This is a genomic window from Streptomyces sp. NPDC014676 (genome assembly GCF_043084105.1).
In the GTDB taxonomy this organism is placed as follows: Bacteria; Actinomycetota; Actinomycetes; order Streptomycetales; family Streptomycetaceae; genus Streptomyces.
Genome location: NZ_JBIBZI010000008.1, coordinates 387,428 through 402,150, shown reverse-complemented (window position 1 = coordinate 402,150; position 14,723 = coordinate 387,428). Strand labels below are relative to the sequence as shown.

17 protein-coding genes are annotated in these 14,723 nt (G+C 71.6%); 10 read left to right on the top strand and 7 right to left on the bottom strand.

The window, feature by feature from the left end; genetic code table 11:
• Positions 1-28: 28 nt before the first annotated feature.
• Positions 29-511 carry an RrF2 family transcriptional regulator gene (locus ACF1DX_RS24330; protein ID WP_391793227.1) on the top strand — a complete coding sequence of 161 codons (483 nt, stop codon included), beginning with the start codon at positions 29-31 and terminating at the stop codon, positions 509-511.
• A gap of 146 nt (positions 512-657) precedes the next feature.
• On the top strand, positions 658-1,548 hold the full coding sequence (locus tag ACF1DX_RS24325; RefSeq protein WP_391793226.1) for a LysR family transcriptional regulator: 891 nt from the start codon (positions 658-660) through the stop codon (positions 1,546-1,548).
• Here ACF1DX_RS24325 and ACF1DX_RS24320 read toward each other — a convergent pair.
• Both ACF1DX_RS24320 and ACF1DX_RS24315 read right to left on the bottom strand, forming a co-directional pair.
• Positions 1,533-2,276, bottom strand: coding sequence for an SDR family oxidoreductase (locus tag ACF1DX_RS24320; RefSeq protein ID WP_391793225.1), 744 nt, complete (start codon positions 2,274-2,276; stop codon positions 1,533-1,535). The genes ACF1DX_RS24325 and ACF1DX_RS24320 overlap by 16 nt on opposite strands.
• Positions 2,277-2,338: 62 nt before the next feature.
• Positions 2,339-3,115 (bottom strand): SDR family oxidoreductase, encoded by a 777-nt coding sequence (locus ACF1DX_RS24315; RefSeq protein WP_391793224.1) that lies wholly within the window; start codon positions 3,113-3,115, stop codon positions 2,339-2,341.
• Positions 3,116-3,303: 188 nt separating this feature from the next.
• Between ACF1DX_RS24315 and ACF1DX_RS24310 the strand changes: the two genes are divergently transcribed.
• Complete coding sequence (locus ACF1DX_RS24310) at positions 3,304-4,059, top strand: endonuclease/exonuclease/phosphatase family protein (RefSeq protein WP_391793223.1); 756 nt, start codon at positions 3,304-3,306, stop codon at positions 4,057-4,059.
• A 6-nt stretch (positions 4,060-4,065) separates the two neighbouring features.
• Here the strand turns inward: ACF1DX_RS24310 and ACF1DX_RS24305 are convergent, their stop codons facing one another.
• Both ACF1DX_RS24305 and ACF1DX_RS24300 read right to left on the bottom strand, forming a co-directional pair.
• Entirely contained in the window at positions 4,066-4,662 is a 597-nt protein-coding gene (locus tag ACF1DX_RS24305) for a hypothetical protein (RefSeq protein WP_391793222.1), read from the bottom strand.
• Entirely contained in the window at positions 4,655-5,452 is a 798-nt protein-coding gene (locus tag ACF1DX_RS24300) for an alpha/beta hydrolase (RefSeq protein ID WP_391793221.1), read from the bottom strand. The genes ACF1DX_RS24305 and ACF1DX_RS24300 overlap by 8 nt, the downstream gene beginning before the upstream one ends.
• A gap of 189 nt (positions 5,453-5,641) precedes the next feature.
• Between ACF1DX_RS24300 and ACF1DX_RS24295 the strand changes: the two genes are divergently transcribed.
• The 4 genes from ACF1DX_RS24295 to ACF1DX_RS24280 all read left to right on the top strand — a co-directional run bounded on the left by ACF1DX_RS24295 (position 5,642) and on the right by ACF1DX_RS24280 (position 9,518).
• Positions 5,642-6,424: a lysophospholipid acyltransferase family protein gene (locus tag ACF1DX_RS24295; protein ID WP_391793261.1), complete on the top strand. Its 783-nt coding sequence runs from the start codon at positions 5,642-5,644 to the stop codon at positions 6,422-6,424.
• A 51-nt stretch (positions 6,425-6,475) separates the two neighbouring features.
• On the top strand, positions 6,476-7,714 hold the full coding sequence (gene macS, locus ACF1DX_RS24290; protein WP_391793220.1) for a MacS family sensor histidine kinase: 1,239 nt from the start codon (positions 6,476-6,478) through the stop codon (positions 7,712-7,714).
• A complete protein-coding gene (locus tag ACF1DX_RS24285; RefSeq protein ID WP_391793219.1) occupies positions 7,711-8,421 on the top strand; it encodes a response regulator in 711 nt (236 codons plus the stop codon). The genes macS and ACF1DX_RS24285 overlap by 4 nt, the downstream gene beginning before the upstream one ends.
• Positions 8,422-8,522: 101 nt before the next feature.
• Positions 8,523-9,518: a 2-hydroxyacid dehydrogenase gene (locus ACF1DX_RS24280; RefSeq protein WP_391793260.1), complete on the top strand. Its 996-nt coding sequence runs from the start codon at positions 8,523-8,525 to the stop codon at positions 9,516-9,518.
• Here ACF1DX_RS24280 and ACF1DX_RS24275 read toward each other — a convergent pair.
• Both ACF1DX_RS24275 and ACF1DX_RS24270 read right to left on the bottom strand, forming a co-directional pair.
• A complete protein-coding gene (locus ACF1DX_RS24275) occupies positions 9,470-11,350 on the bottom strand; it encodes an anthranilate synthase family protein (protein WP_391793218.1) in 1,881 nt (626 codons plus the stop codon). The genes ACF1DX_RS24280 and ACF1DX_RS24275 overlap by 49 nt on opposite strands.
• A 106-nt stretch (positions 11,351-11,456) precedes the next feature.
• A complete protein-coding gene (locus ACF1DX_RS24270) occupies positions 11,457-11,513 on the bottom strand; it encodes a trp operon leader peptide (protein WP_107062014.1) in 57 nt (18 codons plus the stop codon).
• 96 nt (positions 11,514-11,609) lie between these two features.
• On the opposite strand from ACF1DX_RS24270, the gene ACF1DX_RS24265 reads away from it, so the two are divergent.
• Together ACF1DX_RS24265 and ACF1DX_RS24260 are read left to right on the top strand one after the other, a co-directional pair.
• On the top strand, positions 11,610-12,962 hold the full coding sequence (locus ACF1DX_RS24265) for a class II 3-deoxy-7-phosphoheptulonate synthase (protein WP_073936596.1): 1,353 nt from the start codon (positions 11,610-11,612) through the stop codon (positions 12,960-12,962).
• A gap of 153 nt (positions 12,963-13,115) precedes the next feature.
• Positions 13,116-13,352 (top strand): bacterioferritin-associated ferredoxin, encoded by a 237-nt coding sequence (locus ACF1DX_RS24260; RefSeq protein WP_391793217.1) that lies wholly within the window; start codon positions 13,116-13,118, stop codon positions 13,350-13,352.
• An 8-nt stretch (positions 13,353-13,360) separates the two neighbouring features.
• On the opposite strand, the gene bfr is transcribed toward ACF1DX_RS24260, so the two are convergent.
• Positions 13,361-13,879 (bottom strand): bacterioferritin, encoded by a 519-nt coding sequence (gene bfr, locus ACF1DX_RS24255; protein ID WP_391793216.1) that lies wholly within the window; start codon positions 13,877-13,879, stop codon positions 13,361-13,363.
• A 184-nt stretch (positions 13,880-14,063) separates the two neighbouring features.
• On the opposite strand from bfr, the gene ACF1DX_RS24250 reads away from it, so the two are divergent.
• The gene (locus ACF1DX_RS24250; protein ID WP_391793215.1) at positions 14,064-14,711 is read left to right on the top strand and encodes a sulfite oxidase-like oxidoreductase; all 648 of its coding nucleotides are present in this window, start codon (positions 14,064-14,066) and stop codon (positions 14,709-14,711) included.
• The last annotated feature ends 12 nt before the right edge of the window (positions 14,712-14,723 follow it).

The following is a 14,723-nucleotide window of genomic DNA, read 5'->3' as shown; positions in this document are numbered from 1 at the left end:
AATGTCCGGGAACCGCTAGGGTGGCGCCATGAAGCTGTCCAACGGCGTGGAGTGGGCCCTGCACAGTTGCGTCACCCTCAGTCAGAGCCGCGACCCGGTCCAGGCCACCAGGCTCGCGGAGCTGCACGGCATTCCGCGGGCCTACCTGGCCAAACACCTGCAAGCACTGTCCCGCGCGGGAATCGTCCACGCGACAGCCGGTCAGGTCGGCGGCTACGCCCTCACCCGGTCCGCCGCCTCGGTCACCCTGCTCGAAGTGGTCCAGGCCATCGACGGCGCCGAACCGGCGTACCGGTGCACGGAGATCCGGCAACGCGGACCACTGGCCGTCCCCGCCGAGCAGTGCGCACGCCCGTGCGCCATCGCCCGTGCCATGGCGACGGCGCAGGAAGCGTGGCACCGCGCCCTCAGCGCCGTGTCGATCGCGGACCTGGCCGCCGGCATCGACCGCGACAGCGACGGCACGGCGATGGCGGACGTCCGGCGCTGGCTGGCGGACTCCCACCGCTGACCGCTTCCGGCGGTGTGGTTCCGGGAGCGGGCCCAGTCGGAGGAGACTGCGGTCGGGCAGTGGGGGAATCCCCGCCGCCGGAACCGGGTTGCCCACGGTGACGACGGTGTGGACGGCGGTCCACCGCGGGGAGGGAACGGGAACCGATGAGTCTTCGTCAGTACGAGTACGCCCTGGCCGTCGCCGAGGCGGGCTCGGTGACGGCGGCGGCGGAACTGCTGCACGTCGCCCAGCCGTCGGTGTCCCAGCAGATCCGCGGCCTGGAGCGGGAACTCGGCGTGGAACTGTTCGCCCGCACCCCGACCGGACTGGTGCCCACCGTGGTCGGCCGCGCCTTCCTGCGGGAGGCGGAGGTCGCGGTGAGCGCGTCGCGGCGGGCCAGGGCGACGGCGCGGGCCGGTGCCGACGAGCTGGTGGGCGAGCTGGTGGTCGCGGTGCAGATGGGCTTCGGCACCCGGCAGCTCCCGGGCGCGCTGGGCGCGCTGCGCCGCCGCTTCCCGAGGCTGGAGGTCACCGTCTTCGAGGAGCCCAGCTCCGCGGAGCTGGAGCGGCTGTGCCGCCGGGGCGTGCTGGACCTCGCCCTGATGGCGGCGTGCGAGCGGAGCCCCGCCAACGCCCACCGCCTCGGCGACGAGGAGTTCGTCGTCATGCTGGGCGAGGGGCACCGGCAGCTCGCCGCGGACCGGGTCGAGCTGCGCGAACTGGCGGAGGAGCCCTGGGTGAGGTTCGACCGCGACAGCGCGCTCGACGGCGTGCTGCTGAACGTGCTGCGGGACAACGACCTGCTCCCGACCACGGCCGCCCGCGTGTCCCAGACGGCGACGGCCGCACGCTGGGCCGCCCAGGGGCTGGGGGTGACCCTGGTCCCGGCCTCCGCGGTGCCCCACGGTCACGAACACCTCGTCCGCCCGGTGTCCCCGCCCGTGTCCCAGCCCGTCATCGCCGTGGTCCGGCAGGGCGCGGGCCCGGCGGAGACGGCCCTGCTCGGACTCCTGCGCCAGGAGACCTGGTCCGGGGCCGTTCAGAGCTGGGTGTAGCCCCCGTCCACGGCGAGCTCGGCTCCGGCGGTGTACGTGGCGTCGAAGGCGAGGAACGCGGCCGCCCCGGCGATCTCCTCGGGGGTGCCGAAGCGCCGCATCGGATTGTCCGCGATCCGCTGGGCCTTGAACTCCGCGGCGGCCTCCGCCGTCATCGTGAGCTCCAGGATCCCCGTGTCGACGGGGCCGGGGCTGACCGCGTTGACGCGGATCCCGCGCGGAAGCAGCTCGCGGGAGAGGGTGCGGGCCATCGAGCGCAGCGCCGCCTTGCCGGCCGCGTACACACTGGTCTCCGGCAGGCCCATGACGTTCGCGGCGGAGGTGGTGAGGACGACGCCGGCGCCCGTGCCCAGCAGCGGGGCGAGCTTCTGCACCGTGAAGTAGGCGCCCTTGACGTTGATCGCGAACAGCTCGTCGTAGTCCTTCTCGGTGGTCGACTCGAAGGGGGTGGCGCCCGCGATGCCGGCGTTGACGAACAGGGCGTCGAGCGTGCCGAGTCCGTCCTTCACCCGGCCGGCCAGGGCGTCCAGGTCGGACAGGGAGGCCACATCGCCCCGGACGGCCACCGCGTTCTCGCCGAGCCGCTCCCGCGCGGCGTCGAGCGTGTCCCGGGAACGCCCGGTGATCACCACGCGGGCCCCGCCGTCCACCAGCAGCCGCGCCGTCGCGAACCCGATTCCGCTGCCGCCGCCCGTGACCACCGCGTTCTTTCCGCTGTAATTACCCATGCCGGGGTTCTCTTTCTCGAATCGGTCATTCTTCACCATGGAAATGCGAAATACCGTCGGCGTCAGCTCCTGGGGAATTCCCCGCCGTCCACGACGAGATTGCTCCCGGTCAGCCAGCTCGCCCGGTCGGACACGAGGAACAGCACCGCGTGGGCGAGGTCGTCGGGCCGGCCGTCGCGCCCCAGCGGAGGGGTGTCGTCGGCGTTGGTCCGGGCCGGTGCCCCGCTCAGCCGCGCCCACTGCTCACGCGTCGCCTCGCCGCCGGGGGTGGCGACCCTGCCGGGAGTCACGGTGTTGACCCGGATCCCGGACGGGGCCAGCTCCAGGGACAGTCCCCGGCTGTAGTTCTCCAGCGCCGCCTTCGCCGCCGTGTAGTGCAGGAACGGCGGTGCCGAGGTGGGGACCGCGGCCGAGGAGACGTGCACGATCACCCCCGAACGCCGTTCCCGCATCCCCGGTACCAGCAGCGAGTCCAGCCGCACCGACGCCAGGTAGTTCAGGTCGAGCGCGTCCTGCCACTCCTCCTCGGGGATGGCCACGGCGCTCTTGTGGGGTCGCGCCCCACCCGCGTTGTGGACCAGGATGTCCACCCCGCCGAGCACCTCCCGCGCGGCCGCGGCGAGCGCCTGGGCGCCGGCCCGGGTCCGCACGTCGGCCGTCACGAAGGCCGCCCCCTCCGGCACCGTGTCCGACGCCGACCTGGCGGTCGTGAGCACCTCGGCGCCCGCTTCCAGGAGCCGGCGCACGACGGCCGCCCCGATACCACGGGAACCACCCGTGACCAGAGCCCGCTTTCCCGCGAGGTCCCGAATTCCCGACCCGTTCTCGATTGCGGTCATGCCGCCTGTCCTCTCGATCGCTTAATTGCTGATTCACGGTAGGTCCGGAAAACAATGAGAGGCAAAGACGAAATATGAGCAGGGGCTATAGGGGATCCCTATAGCCCTTCCACTGCCGGCATGACTTCTTCGTGCGGGTGCGGTACCGACCTACGTCACCGCGCGCCGGGCGGCGTATCTTGATCCGCATGGCGACGACTCCGCTGCTGCCCGACTCCCGGACCGAGTCCGACGGTTCGGCCGTCATCCGGGTGCTCAGCTACAACATCCGTTCCCTGCGCGACGACACCGGCGCCCTCGCCCGGGTGATCACCGCCTGCGCTCCCGATCTCGTCCTGCTCCAGGAGGCGCCGCGGTTCTTCCGCTGGCGCAAGAAGCTGGCCCGGCTCGCCTCGGAGACGGGCCTCGTCATCCTCTCCGGGGGTGCCACCGCCGCCGGGCCCGCGATCCTGTGCTCGCTGCGGGCCACCGTCGAGCGCACCGAGGACGTGCTGCTGCCGCTCACGCCCGGGCAGCACCGGCGGGGGTTCGCCACCGCCGTCGTACGGTTCGGGGGCGCCCGGGTCGGGGTGCTGAGCTGTCATCTGTCGCTGGAGGGGAGCGAGCGGTACGAGCAGGGCGGGATGCTGCTCGACCGGGTCGCCGGGACGGGCGTCGAGCACGTCATCGCCGGCGGGGACGTCAACGAGCGGCCGGGCGGGCGCACCTTCCGACGGCTGGCCGAGTCGCTCACCGACTGCTGGGCCGCCGCTCCCTGGGGCGGTGAGCACACCTGGGTCCGTGACGAACCGCACCGGCGGATCGACGCCCTCTTCGTCACCAAGGGCGTCGAGGTGCTGGGCTGCGGGGTTCCGCTCGAACAGCCCGGAGTGAGCGCGGCGGACCTGAGGGCGGCCACGGACCACCTCCCGGTCCTGGCCGCCCTCAGGATTCCCGCCGCGTAGCAGCGGTCAGACCACCGCTCCCCGCCCCGGATCGTCGTCGTCCTCGTCGTCCGTGCGCATGCGCATCACCAGCGTGGCGAAGCCGCCCAGGAAGCCGCCGATGCACACGGTGGTCAGCCACCAGGTCATCTCCCAGCCGAGCAGGATCGCCAGCAGGAGCAGGACCGGGCCGCCGAGCACTCCCAGCCAGGCGAACTTCGACGTGACGTCGGCGTCCGGCAGCGGGGGCGGCTCCGGCGGGACGAAGTGGCCCTCGTCGGTCTCGTCGAGGTCGTCGTCCGAGGGCTCGGCCACGCTGTAGTCGCGCGGGCCGCCGACGCCGGGCGCGAAGGAGACGGAGCCGCCCAGCGGCTTGGCCGGCTTCTCCTCGGCCTTGACGGGGGACTCGGCCTTCGCCTCGTCCTCGTTCGTCTCGGGCTCCAGCAGCGCCAGGTCCTCGACGGACTTGAACGGCTTGGCGCCCGGCGGGTCCGGCGGCTCCTCGCCGTACCCGGCGACGATCGCCTCCCACGCGGCGGCCTCGTCGAAGGGAACCCCCTTCTCCTCCGGCTCGCGGCCTTCACGGTCCTCGCGGTCCTCGCGGTCCGAGTCGTGCTCAGCCACCTGCGGTCGTCCCTTCCTTGCCGAGACCGGGCTCCTTGACGGCGCCGGGTGCGAGCCGGCCGATGAACGCGGTGCTCTCCTGGAAGATCCGCTCCGCGTCGTAGTCCAACGTCGCCACGTGGTAGCTCTGTTCCAGCAGGATCTCCGTGACGTCCGTCGACGACACCCGGCCGAGGATCCGCGCCGAGTCCGCGGGCGGCACCACATGGTCCTGGGGGCTGCGCAGCAGGAGCAACGGCTGGGTGACCCGGGGCAGCTCGCCGTCGACGAGCCGGAAGAGGTTCCGCAGGGAGTGCGCCGCGTGCAGCGGCACCCGGTCGTAGCCGAGTTCCCTGCTCAGCGGCTTCGCGATGTCGCTCGCGATGCCCTTCGTCGCGGGGACGAGATGACGCAGCACCGGAAGGGCGTGCGCGGCCACCCCGTGCACCTTGTTCGCCGGGTTCACGACCACCACCCCGCTCACCGCGTCACCGTGGAACGCGGCCAGCCGCAGCGCCAGCGCGCCGCCCATCGACAGACCGGCGACGAACACCCGCTCATGGCGGTCCCGCAGCAGTCGCAGCTCGCGGTCCACCTCCGCGTACCAGTCCTGCCAGCCGGTGACCGAGAGGTCCTGCCAGCGGGTGCCGTGGCCGGGCAGCAGCGGCAGCGAGACGGTCAGGCCGCGAGCGGCGAGGTGCTTCGCCCAGGGGCGCAGCGACTGCGGTGAACCGGTGAAGCCGTGGCAGAGGAGGACGGCGGTCTCCCCGCCCTCGTGGCGGAACGGCTCGGCTCCGGTCAGGAGCGGCACCTTCGGCCTCCTGTTCGTAGGAAGGTCTGGTACGTCACGATGATCGCGGCAGGCGCCGCACACGGGTTGCAGGACCTTCACCGTACGCGACCGCACTGACACCGACCAGGGCCGTCGGGGCCTTTGAGCGCACTCCGGGATATGGTCTGACGAACACGCACAGGAGGCACTCGGTTGTTGTACGGCACGATGAAGGTCGCCATCGGAGGGCCGCTGAAGCTCGCCTTCAGGCCCTGGGTGGAGGGCCTGGAGAACATCCCCGCCGAGGGCCCCGCCATCCTGGCCAGCAACCACCTGTCGTTCTCCGACTCCTTCTTCCTGCCGGCCGTGCTGGACCGCAAGGTCACCTTCATCGCCAAGGCCGAGTACTTCACCACCCCGGGCGTGAAGGGCCGGCTGACGGCCGCCTTCTTCAAGGGCGTGGGACAGCTCCCGGTGGACCGCTCCGGCACGCGCGGCGCGGGCGAGGCCGCGATCAGGAGCGGCATCGAGGTCATCGAGCGCGGCGAGCTGTTCGGCATCTACCCGGAGGGCACCCGCTCGCCCGACGGCCGCCTCTACCGGGGCAAGCCGGGCGGCCTCGCGCGCGTGGCGCTGGCCACCGGGGCGCCCGTCATACCGGTCGCCATGATCGACACGGAGAAGATCCAGCCGCCCGGACAGGTCATGCCGAAGCTGATGCGGCCCGGTATACGGATCGGCAGGCCGCTGGACTTCAGCCGCTACCAGGGCATGGAGCACGACCGCTTCGTGCTCCGCGCGGTGACCGACGAGGTCATGTACGAGATCATGAAGCTGTCCGGGCAGGAGTACGTCGACATGTACGCCACCGTCATGAAGCGGCAGCTCTCGGAGGCGGCCAAGGCCGAGAAGGAAGCGGAGAAGGCGGCGAAGGCCGCACTCGCCCGCGCGGAGAAGGAACAGGCCGAGAAGCTGAGGGCCGCCATGGAGCGGGACGGCCGGGAGCAGTAGGACGGGTGACGGCCCGGCCCCTGGAGGGGGCGCGGAGGGGGAGTGGGGGACATGGCCAGGCGCGAGCGAGTCATGCGCATGTCGGTGGAGCAGCCGCTGTGGCGCGCGCTCACCGGCTACCGGGTCCTCACCCTCGTGTACGCGATCGGCCTGTTCGCCACCGCCCACGAGGAGTTCCCCCGCCCCTGGCTCGCCGTCGGCTACTTCGCCGTCCTCGCGGTGTGGACCCTGGCCACCCTGCCCAGGACCGCGAGCGAGGCCGCCTGCACCAAGCGCTTCCTCACCGCCGACCTGACCATCGCGATCGTCGGCATTCTGCTCACGCCCCTCGCCGACGCACCCGAACGCGTCCACGGAGGCGGCCCGACACTGCCGTCCATCTGGACCGCCGGATCGGTGCTCGCCTTCGCCATCAAGGGCGGCTGGCGCTGGGCGGCCCTCGCCTCCACCCTCGTCGCCGCCGCCAACCTCGTCGAACGCGGCAGCCCGGCCCGCGACACCGTGCACAACGTGATCCTCGTGTGGGTCGCCTCCATCGCCATCGGCTACGTCGTCGAGGTCGCCCGCGCCTCCGAGCGCACCCTCGCCCGCGCACTGGAGATCGAGGCCGCGACCAGGGAGCGGGAGCGCCTCGCGCGGGACATCCACGACAGCGTGCTCCAGGTGCTGGCCATGGTGCAGCGCCGGGGCGCGGTCATCGGCGGCGAGGCCGCCGAACTGGGCCGGATGGCCGGGGAGCAGGAGGTCGCCCTGCGCACCCTGGTCTCCGGCGGGCTCGTCCCCGTCTCCCGGGCCTCGGAGGACACCGCCGAGGGCGCCGTCGTACGGGCCGTGGACGAGGACGACACCGGGGACGACGGGCCGGTCGACCTGCGCACCCTGCTCACCCCCTACGCCGGTTCCCTGGTCAGCCTCGCCGAGCCCGGAGCGCCGGTGCGCCTGGCGCCGGCCGCCGCGCGGGAGGTGGCCGCCGCCGTCGGGGCCGCCCTGGACAACGTCCGCAGGCACGCGGGGGAGCGGGCACGCGCCTGGATCCTGGTCGAGGACGAACCGGACGAGGTGATCGTCACCGTCCGCGACGACGGTCCCGGCATCCCCGAGGGCCGGCTCGCCCAGGCCGAGGGCGAGGGCCGGCTCGGCGTGGCGCTGTCCATCCGGGGCCGGCTGCGCGACCTCGGCGGCAGCGCGGAACTGATCTCGGTGCCGGGGCAGGGCACGGAGGTCGAACTGAAGGTGCCCAAGGACGTGAAGGAAACGAAGGACCCGCGGGGGAAGGCGGAACGGCGATGACGGACAGCACCGGGGAACACAGGAACCACGGGGACCACGGGGACCCGATCAGGGTCATGGTGGTCGACGACCACCCCATGTGGCGCGACGCCGTCGCCCGCGACCTGTCCGAGTCCGGCTTCGAGGTCGTCGCCACCGCAGGCGACGGCGACCAGGCGGTGCGCCGCGCCAAGGCCGCCGCGCCCGGCGTCCTCGTCCTCGACCTGAACCTGCCCGGCAAGCCCGGCGTCCAGGTCTGCAAGGAGGTCGTCGCCGCGAACCCCGCCGTCCGCGTGCTCGTGCTCTCGGCGAGCGGCGAGCACGCCGACGTCCTGGAGGCCGTCAAGTCCGGCGCCACCGGCTACCTGCTGAAGTCCGCCTCCACCGAGGAGCTGCGGGACGCGGTGCGCCGTACGGCGGCCGGCGACCCGGTGTTCACCCCGGGCCTGGCCGGACTGGTCCTCGGCGAGTACCGCCGCCTCGCCTCCGAACCGGCCGGACCCGCCCCCGCCGACGGCGAACCGGGCGCACCCCGGCTGACCGACCGCGAGACCGAGGTGCTGCGCCTGGTCGCCAAGGGCCTCAGCTACAAGCAGATCGCCGAACGGCTCGTCATCTCCCACCGCACCGTGCAGAACCACGTCCAGAACACCCTCGGCAAGCTGCAACTGCACAACCGCGTCGAACTCGTCCGCTACGCCATAGAGCGCGGCCTCGACGACGAGTAGACCGGCCCCACCGCTGCCCCGTCCGGCCCAGGCGCACCTTCCCCGGCCCTCGTATATTCGCGGGTACGGCAATGAACCCGGCACACACCCCGGAGGGAACCGTGGAGATCCTGGCGTTCGGAGTGCAGGCCGACGAGAAGCCCCTGATCGAGCGGGCCTTCGCCGGGCATCACGAGGTGCGCGGCCTCGACGTCTTCCTCAACGCGGACACCGCCCCCATCGCCGCGGGCCACGAGATCATCTCCACCAGCGTCAACTGCGACCTCGGCGCCGAGGTGCTCTCCGACCTCGCGGCCGGCGGCACCCGGATGGTCGCCCAGCGCTCCACCGGCTTCAACAACATCGACCTGGAGGTCGCCGAACGGCTCGGTCTGACGATCGCCCGGGTGTCGTCCTACTCGCCGTACTCGGTCGCCGAGTTCGCCTGGACGCTCGCCATGGCCGTCAACCGCCGGATCGTCCGCGCCTCCACCCGCACCCGCGACTTCGACTTCCGGCTCGACGGACTGATGGGCCGCGACCTGCACGGCCGCACCGCCGGCATCCTCGGTACCGGGAAGATCGGCGAGGCGTTCGCCCGGATCGCCCACGGCTTCGGCATGCGGCTGCTCGGCTGGGACGTCCACGAGAACCCCGCCTGCCGGGACCTCGGCATGACCTACGTCCCCAAGGAGCGGCTCCTCGCCGAGTCCGACCTGATCAGCCTGCACGTCCCGCTGCTGCCCGCAACCCAGCACCTCATCGACGCCGACGCCCTGAAGGCCATGCGGGACGACGCGATCCTGGTGAACTCCAGCCGGGGCGGCCTCATCGACACCGCGGCCCTCGTCGCCGAGCTGCGCGAGGGCCGCTTCACGGGTGTCGGCCTGGACGTGTACGAGGCGGAGGCGGGACTGTTCTTCCTCGACAAGTCCCTGGAGGCCGTCGACGACGACACCCTGGCCCGCCTCGTCACGTTCCCGAACGTCCTGGTCACGTCCCACCAGGCGTACTACACCGCGGACGCCGTCGGGCAGATCGTCGGGACCACGGTGGACAACGTCCTCGACTACACCGCCGGCCGCCGCTCCGAGAACGTGCTGGTGCCCCGGAGCTGACCCATCAGCTCCCGGACGATCGCCGTGCCGTTCAGGGTCAGCACCGACTCGGGGTGGAACTGCAGCCCGGCGAAGCCCGGCCCCCGGAGCGCGTGCACCTCGCCGTTCGCGGTACGGCTCACCTCGACGCCGTGCGCGGCCAGCTCCCGTGCGGTGTCGTCGTCGCAGTGCGCCACGAAGCTGTTGTAGAAGCCGACCGTCTCCGGCCGCCCGAACAGGTCGATCTCCGTCTGCGCCCCCTGGTACGGCACCTCCTTGCGCACGGTCTCCAGGCCCAGCTCGGCCGCGATCAGCTCGTGGCCGAGGCAGACCCCGAGGACGCCGTGCCGGTTCTCCCCGATCACCTCGGCGGTCAGGGCGCGCAGGAAGCGCATCTTCGGGTCGGCCGTGTCGGACGGGTCGCCCGGTCCGGGGCCCAGCACCAGCGGCCCCTCGTGCCCGAGCACCGCCTCCCGCAGCCCCGGTTCGTCGTACCGGCGGACGGTCACGTCCAGCCCGGTGGCGCGCAGTACGTGGGCGAGCATCGCGGTGAAGGTGTCCTCCCCGTCGACGACCAGGGCGTGCCCGGTCAGCTCGTCCGAACGCTCCTGCATCCGCAGCCAGAACGGCGCCAGGGAGGCCCGCCGTCCGTCCAGCGCCGCCCGCACCCGGGGGTCGTCGGCCAGCCTCGGCCGTACGGACTCCTCGCGCGGGCGTCCCGGACGCACCCCCAGTGCGGCCAGCACGCCGGCCGCCTTGGCGTGGGTCTCCGCGACCTCGCCCGCCGGGGCGGAGCCGCGCACCAGCGTGGCCCCGACCGGCACCCGCAGCCCGCCGGCCGGGTCGATGTAGGCGGTGCGGATCAGAATGGGGGAGTCCAGCGTCTGGGCCCCGCCCTCGCCGCGGCCGATCAGGGCCAGCGCGCCCGCGTAGTAGCCGCGTCCGCCGGCCTCGTGCCGTTCGATCACCCGGCAGGCGTTCTGGACGGGCGAGCCGGTGACGGTCGCCGCGAACATGGTCTCCTTCAGCACCTCGCGCACGTCCAGCGAGGACCGGCCGCGCAGCTCGTACTCGGTGTGCGCGAGGTGCGCCATCTCCTTCAGCCGGGGCCCGACCACGACCCCGCCCATGTCGCCGACGGTGCACATCATCTTGAGCTCCTCGTCGACGACCATCGACAGCTCCTCGATCTCCTTGCCGTCGGCGAGGAACTCCAGCAGGTGCTCGGGGGTCGGCCCCTCGGCGGGATAGCGGTAGGTGCCGCTGATCGGGTTCATCACGACCGTCCCGCCCGACGCCCGCACATGCACCTCGGGGCTGGCCCCGACGAGCGTGCGCTCACCGGTGTGCACGACGAACGTCCAGTACGCCCCCCGCTCCCCTTCGAGGAGGCGCCGGAACAGCGCGAGCGCGTCGGCCCGTCCGAACCCGGGAATCCCACCCTCGTACGTCCGCCGGATCACGAAGTTGGCGCCCTCGCCCCGTCCGATCTCCTCGTCGAGGACGCGCCCGACGATCCGCGCGTACTCCTCGTCGTCGACGTCGAAGCCGCCGCCCTCCACCCGGACGTCGTGCGCGGGGAGCCGGTCGAGGGCCTCGGCGAGCGGGATCTCGTACCGCTCCTCGGGCGTCAGCACCAGCAGCGGGGTGCCGTCGTCGCGGACGTCGAAGCCGCGCTCGCGGATCTGGCGGAAGGGGACGACCGCCAGGCACTCGTCGGGCAGGTCGGCCAGCAGGTCACGCGTGCCGACCGGGCCGATCAGCAGCTCGACCACGTCGTGGTCGTGGCCCGGCGTGCGGCGGCGCAGCAGGGCGAAGGGACGGTCGTCGTGCGGGAGCTGTGCCAGGTCCATGAGGGGCCTTCCTCGTGTCGTCGCTGTCATGAGCGTGAGGAACGGCCCCGGGAAACACCGAAGGCCGCCCCTCGGGCGGCCTTCGCGAAGTCTTGCGTACGCGCAGTCAGTGGGCCGCCGGAGAAGCGGGCCACCACCAGTTCTGGGTCGAGTGCGCGAACATGTGACGCACCCTACCCCATGTCTACGGAACGTATCGCGTGTCTCACTTTCTGGGCATGGCCCGGAGGCGGCGAAAGCACCCCGTAGTGTTGAGGGCGTGACCGTGAACGCTAAGACCAGCCCGAGCGCTGGCAACACCTGGCGAGACCTGCCCGCGGCGCAGCAGCCCGAGTACCCCGACACCGAGGCTCTGCGCGCAGTGATCGCGGACCTCGAGTCGTATCCGCCGCTCGTCTTCGCGGGCGAGTGCGACCAGCTGCGCGCCCGGATGGCGTCCGTCGCCAAGGGAGAGGCGTTCCTCCTCCAGGGCGGCGACTGCGCCGAGGCCTTCGACGCCGTGTCCGCCGACCACATCCGCAACAAGCTCAAGACCCTCCTCCAGATGGGCGCCGTCCTCACGTACGCGGCATCCGTGCCGGTCGTGAAGGTCGGCCGGATCGCCGGCCAGTACTCCAAGCCGCGCTCCAAGCCGACCGAGACCCGCGACGGCGTGACGCTGCCGACCTACCGGGGCGACTCCGTCAACGGCTTCGACTTCACCGAAGAGGCCCGGATCCCGGACCCCGAGCGGCTGAAGCGCATGTACCACGCGTCGGCGTCCACGCTGAACCTGGTGCGCGCCTTCACCACCGGCGGCTACGCCGACCTGCGCCAGGTGCACGCCTGGAACCAGGACTTCGTGAAGTCCTCGCCCTCCGGCCAGCGCTACGAGCAGCTCGCCCGGGAGATCGACAACGCGCTGAACTTCATGCGGGCCTGCGGCACCGACCCGGAGGAGTTCAAGACCGTCGAGTTCTTCTCCTCGCACGAGGCGCTGCTGCTCGACTACGAGTCGGCGCTCACCCGCGTCGACTCGCGCACCGGGCAGCTCTACGACGTCTCCGGGCACATGGTGTGGATCGGTGAGCGCACCCGGCAGCTGGACCACGCGCACATCGAGTTCGCCTCGCGGATCCGCAACCCGATCGGCATCAAGCTCGGCCCGAGCACCACGGCCGAGGAGGCGCTGCAGTACATCGAGCGCCTCGACCCCGAGCGTGAGCCCGGCCGGCTGACCTTCATCGTCCGGATGGGCGCGGACAAGATCCGTGACAAGCTCCCCGAGCTGGTCGAGAAGGTCACCGCGTCCGGTGCCACCGTGGCCTGGGTGACCGACCCGATGCACGGCAACACCTTCGAGGCGGCCTCCGGCCACAAGACCCGCCGCTTCGACGACGTGCTCGACGAGGTCAAGGGCTTCTTCGAGGTCCACAAGGGGCTCGGCACCCACCCGGGCGGCATCCACGTGGAGCTCACCGGTGACGACGTCACCGAGTGCGTGGGCGGCGGCGACGAGATCTTCGTCGACGATCTGCACCAGCGCTACGAGACGGCCTGCGACCCGCGGCTCAACCGCAGCCAGTCGCTGGACCTGGCGTTCCTCGTCGCGGAGATGTACCGCGACCAGTAGCCGGCGCGGCCGGTGACACCGGCGAAGGGGTGGGGCGTGTATCACACCGGATCGCGCCCCACCTCACTTTTGTGCCCTTCGGGCGACAGGTAAGGTTAGGTTAGCCTCACCGATCAGGGGTCGGGGCGGCTCGGCCCAGTACCGTATCGGGAGGTGAACCGCGTGTTCGTCTGCAGTTGCTTCGGTGTGACCGAGGAACAGGTGAGGAGTCACGCGGACGCCGGAGCGTGCACGCCCCGGCAGATCGCCTCCGCCTGCAAGGCCGGTACCGACTGCGGCGGCTGCGTACGGCGCATCCAGGCGCTGCTCGGCCGCGGTTCGTGCCCGCGCCGCCAGCTCGTCGACCAGGGTGAGCCGCCGCTCGCGGCGCAGCTCCCGGGAGCCGCGTAGGACCTCCCCTAGGGGGTCGAGAAGCCGCTCGTCCCCGGACCCGACGAGTCGGGCTGGGACTGCTCGATCACCGTCGACAGGTACAGCGCCTCGCCCATTTTCTCGATCAGGTCGAGCTGGGTGTCCAGGTAGTCGATGTGGTGCTCCTCGTCGGCCAGGATCGCCTCGAAGACGTTGGCCGACGTGATGTCGCCCTTGGTGCGCATGACCTCCACCCCGCGGCGCAGCCGGTCGATCGCCTCCAGCTCGATCTCCCGGTCGGCCTGGAACATCTCGGTGACGGTCTGCCCGACCCGGACGTGGAACAGCCGCTGGTAGTTCGGCAGGCCGTCGAGCATCAGGATGCGGTCGGTGAGCACCTCGGCGTGGCGCATCTCGTCGAAGGACTCGGCGCGCGTGTACTCGGCGAGTTTCGTCCAGCCCTTGTGGTCCTGCAGCTTCGAGTGCAGGAAGTACTGGTTGATCGCCGTGAGCTCGGCGGTCAGCTGCTCGTTCAGGAATTCGATGACCTCGGGGTCGCCCTGCATCGCATGGGCTCCTTCCGCGCGGGGGAACTGGCCGGTTGGGCCGCATGATTGCACCGGCGAAGAAGATCGTCCAGTAAGTCTTGACTTAGTAAGTAAGTGCATACTCGGTCCTTTCTGCACCTGTTTGACCGATTCTGCCGGGCCCGGTTCAGGGGCATCGCCACCGGTCTGTCAGGATGGAGGCATGGGTCAGCCGGCGGAACGCGAATCGGGGGAGCGCACAGCAGAAGGAGCGGCGCGGTTCGAGCTCCCGCCGGGGCAGCGGCTGCAGAAGGGCTGGCCGGTCACGCACTACGGGCCGGTCCCCAAGTTCCGGCCCGAACGCTGGGAGTTCCGGGTCTTCGGCGCCACCGCCGACGGTGCGAAGCACTGCTGGAACCACGAGGAGTTCACGGCCCTGCCGTACACCACCGTCGTGGCCGACCTGCACTGCGTCACCAAGTTCAGCATGGTCGGCGCCGAGTGGGGCGGGATCCCGGCGCGCACCGTCGTGGACATCGCCCCGCCCGCGCCGGACGTCACCCATGTGATGGTCTGGGCGGAGTACGGATTCAGTTCCAACCTCCGGCTGACCGACTTCACCTCCGAGCGCGCCCTCTTCGCCACCCACAAGGACGGCGAACTGCTCACCGCCGAGCACGGCTTTCCGCTGCGGCTGATCGTCCCCCATCTGTACGCCTGGAAGGGCCCCAAATGGGTGCGCGGTGTGGAGTACATGACCGCCGACCGCCGGGGCTTCTGGGAGGAACGCGGCTACCACAACGTCGGCGACCCCTGGACGGAGCAGCGCTACTCCTACCAGGAGGGTCCCGGGGACGGGCCCGAGCTCTGACCGCCGTACGGT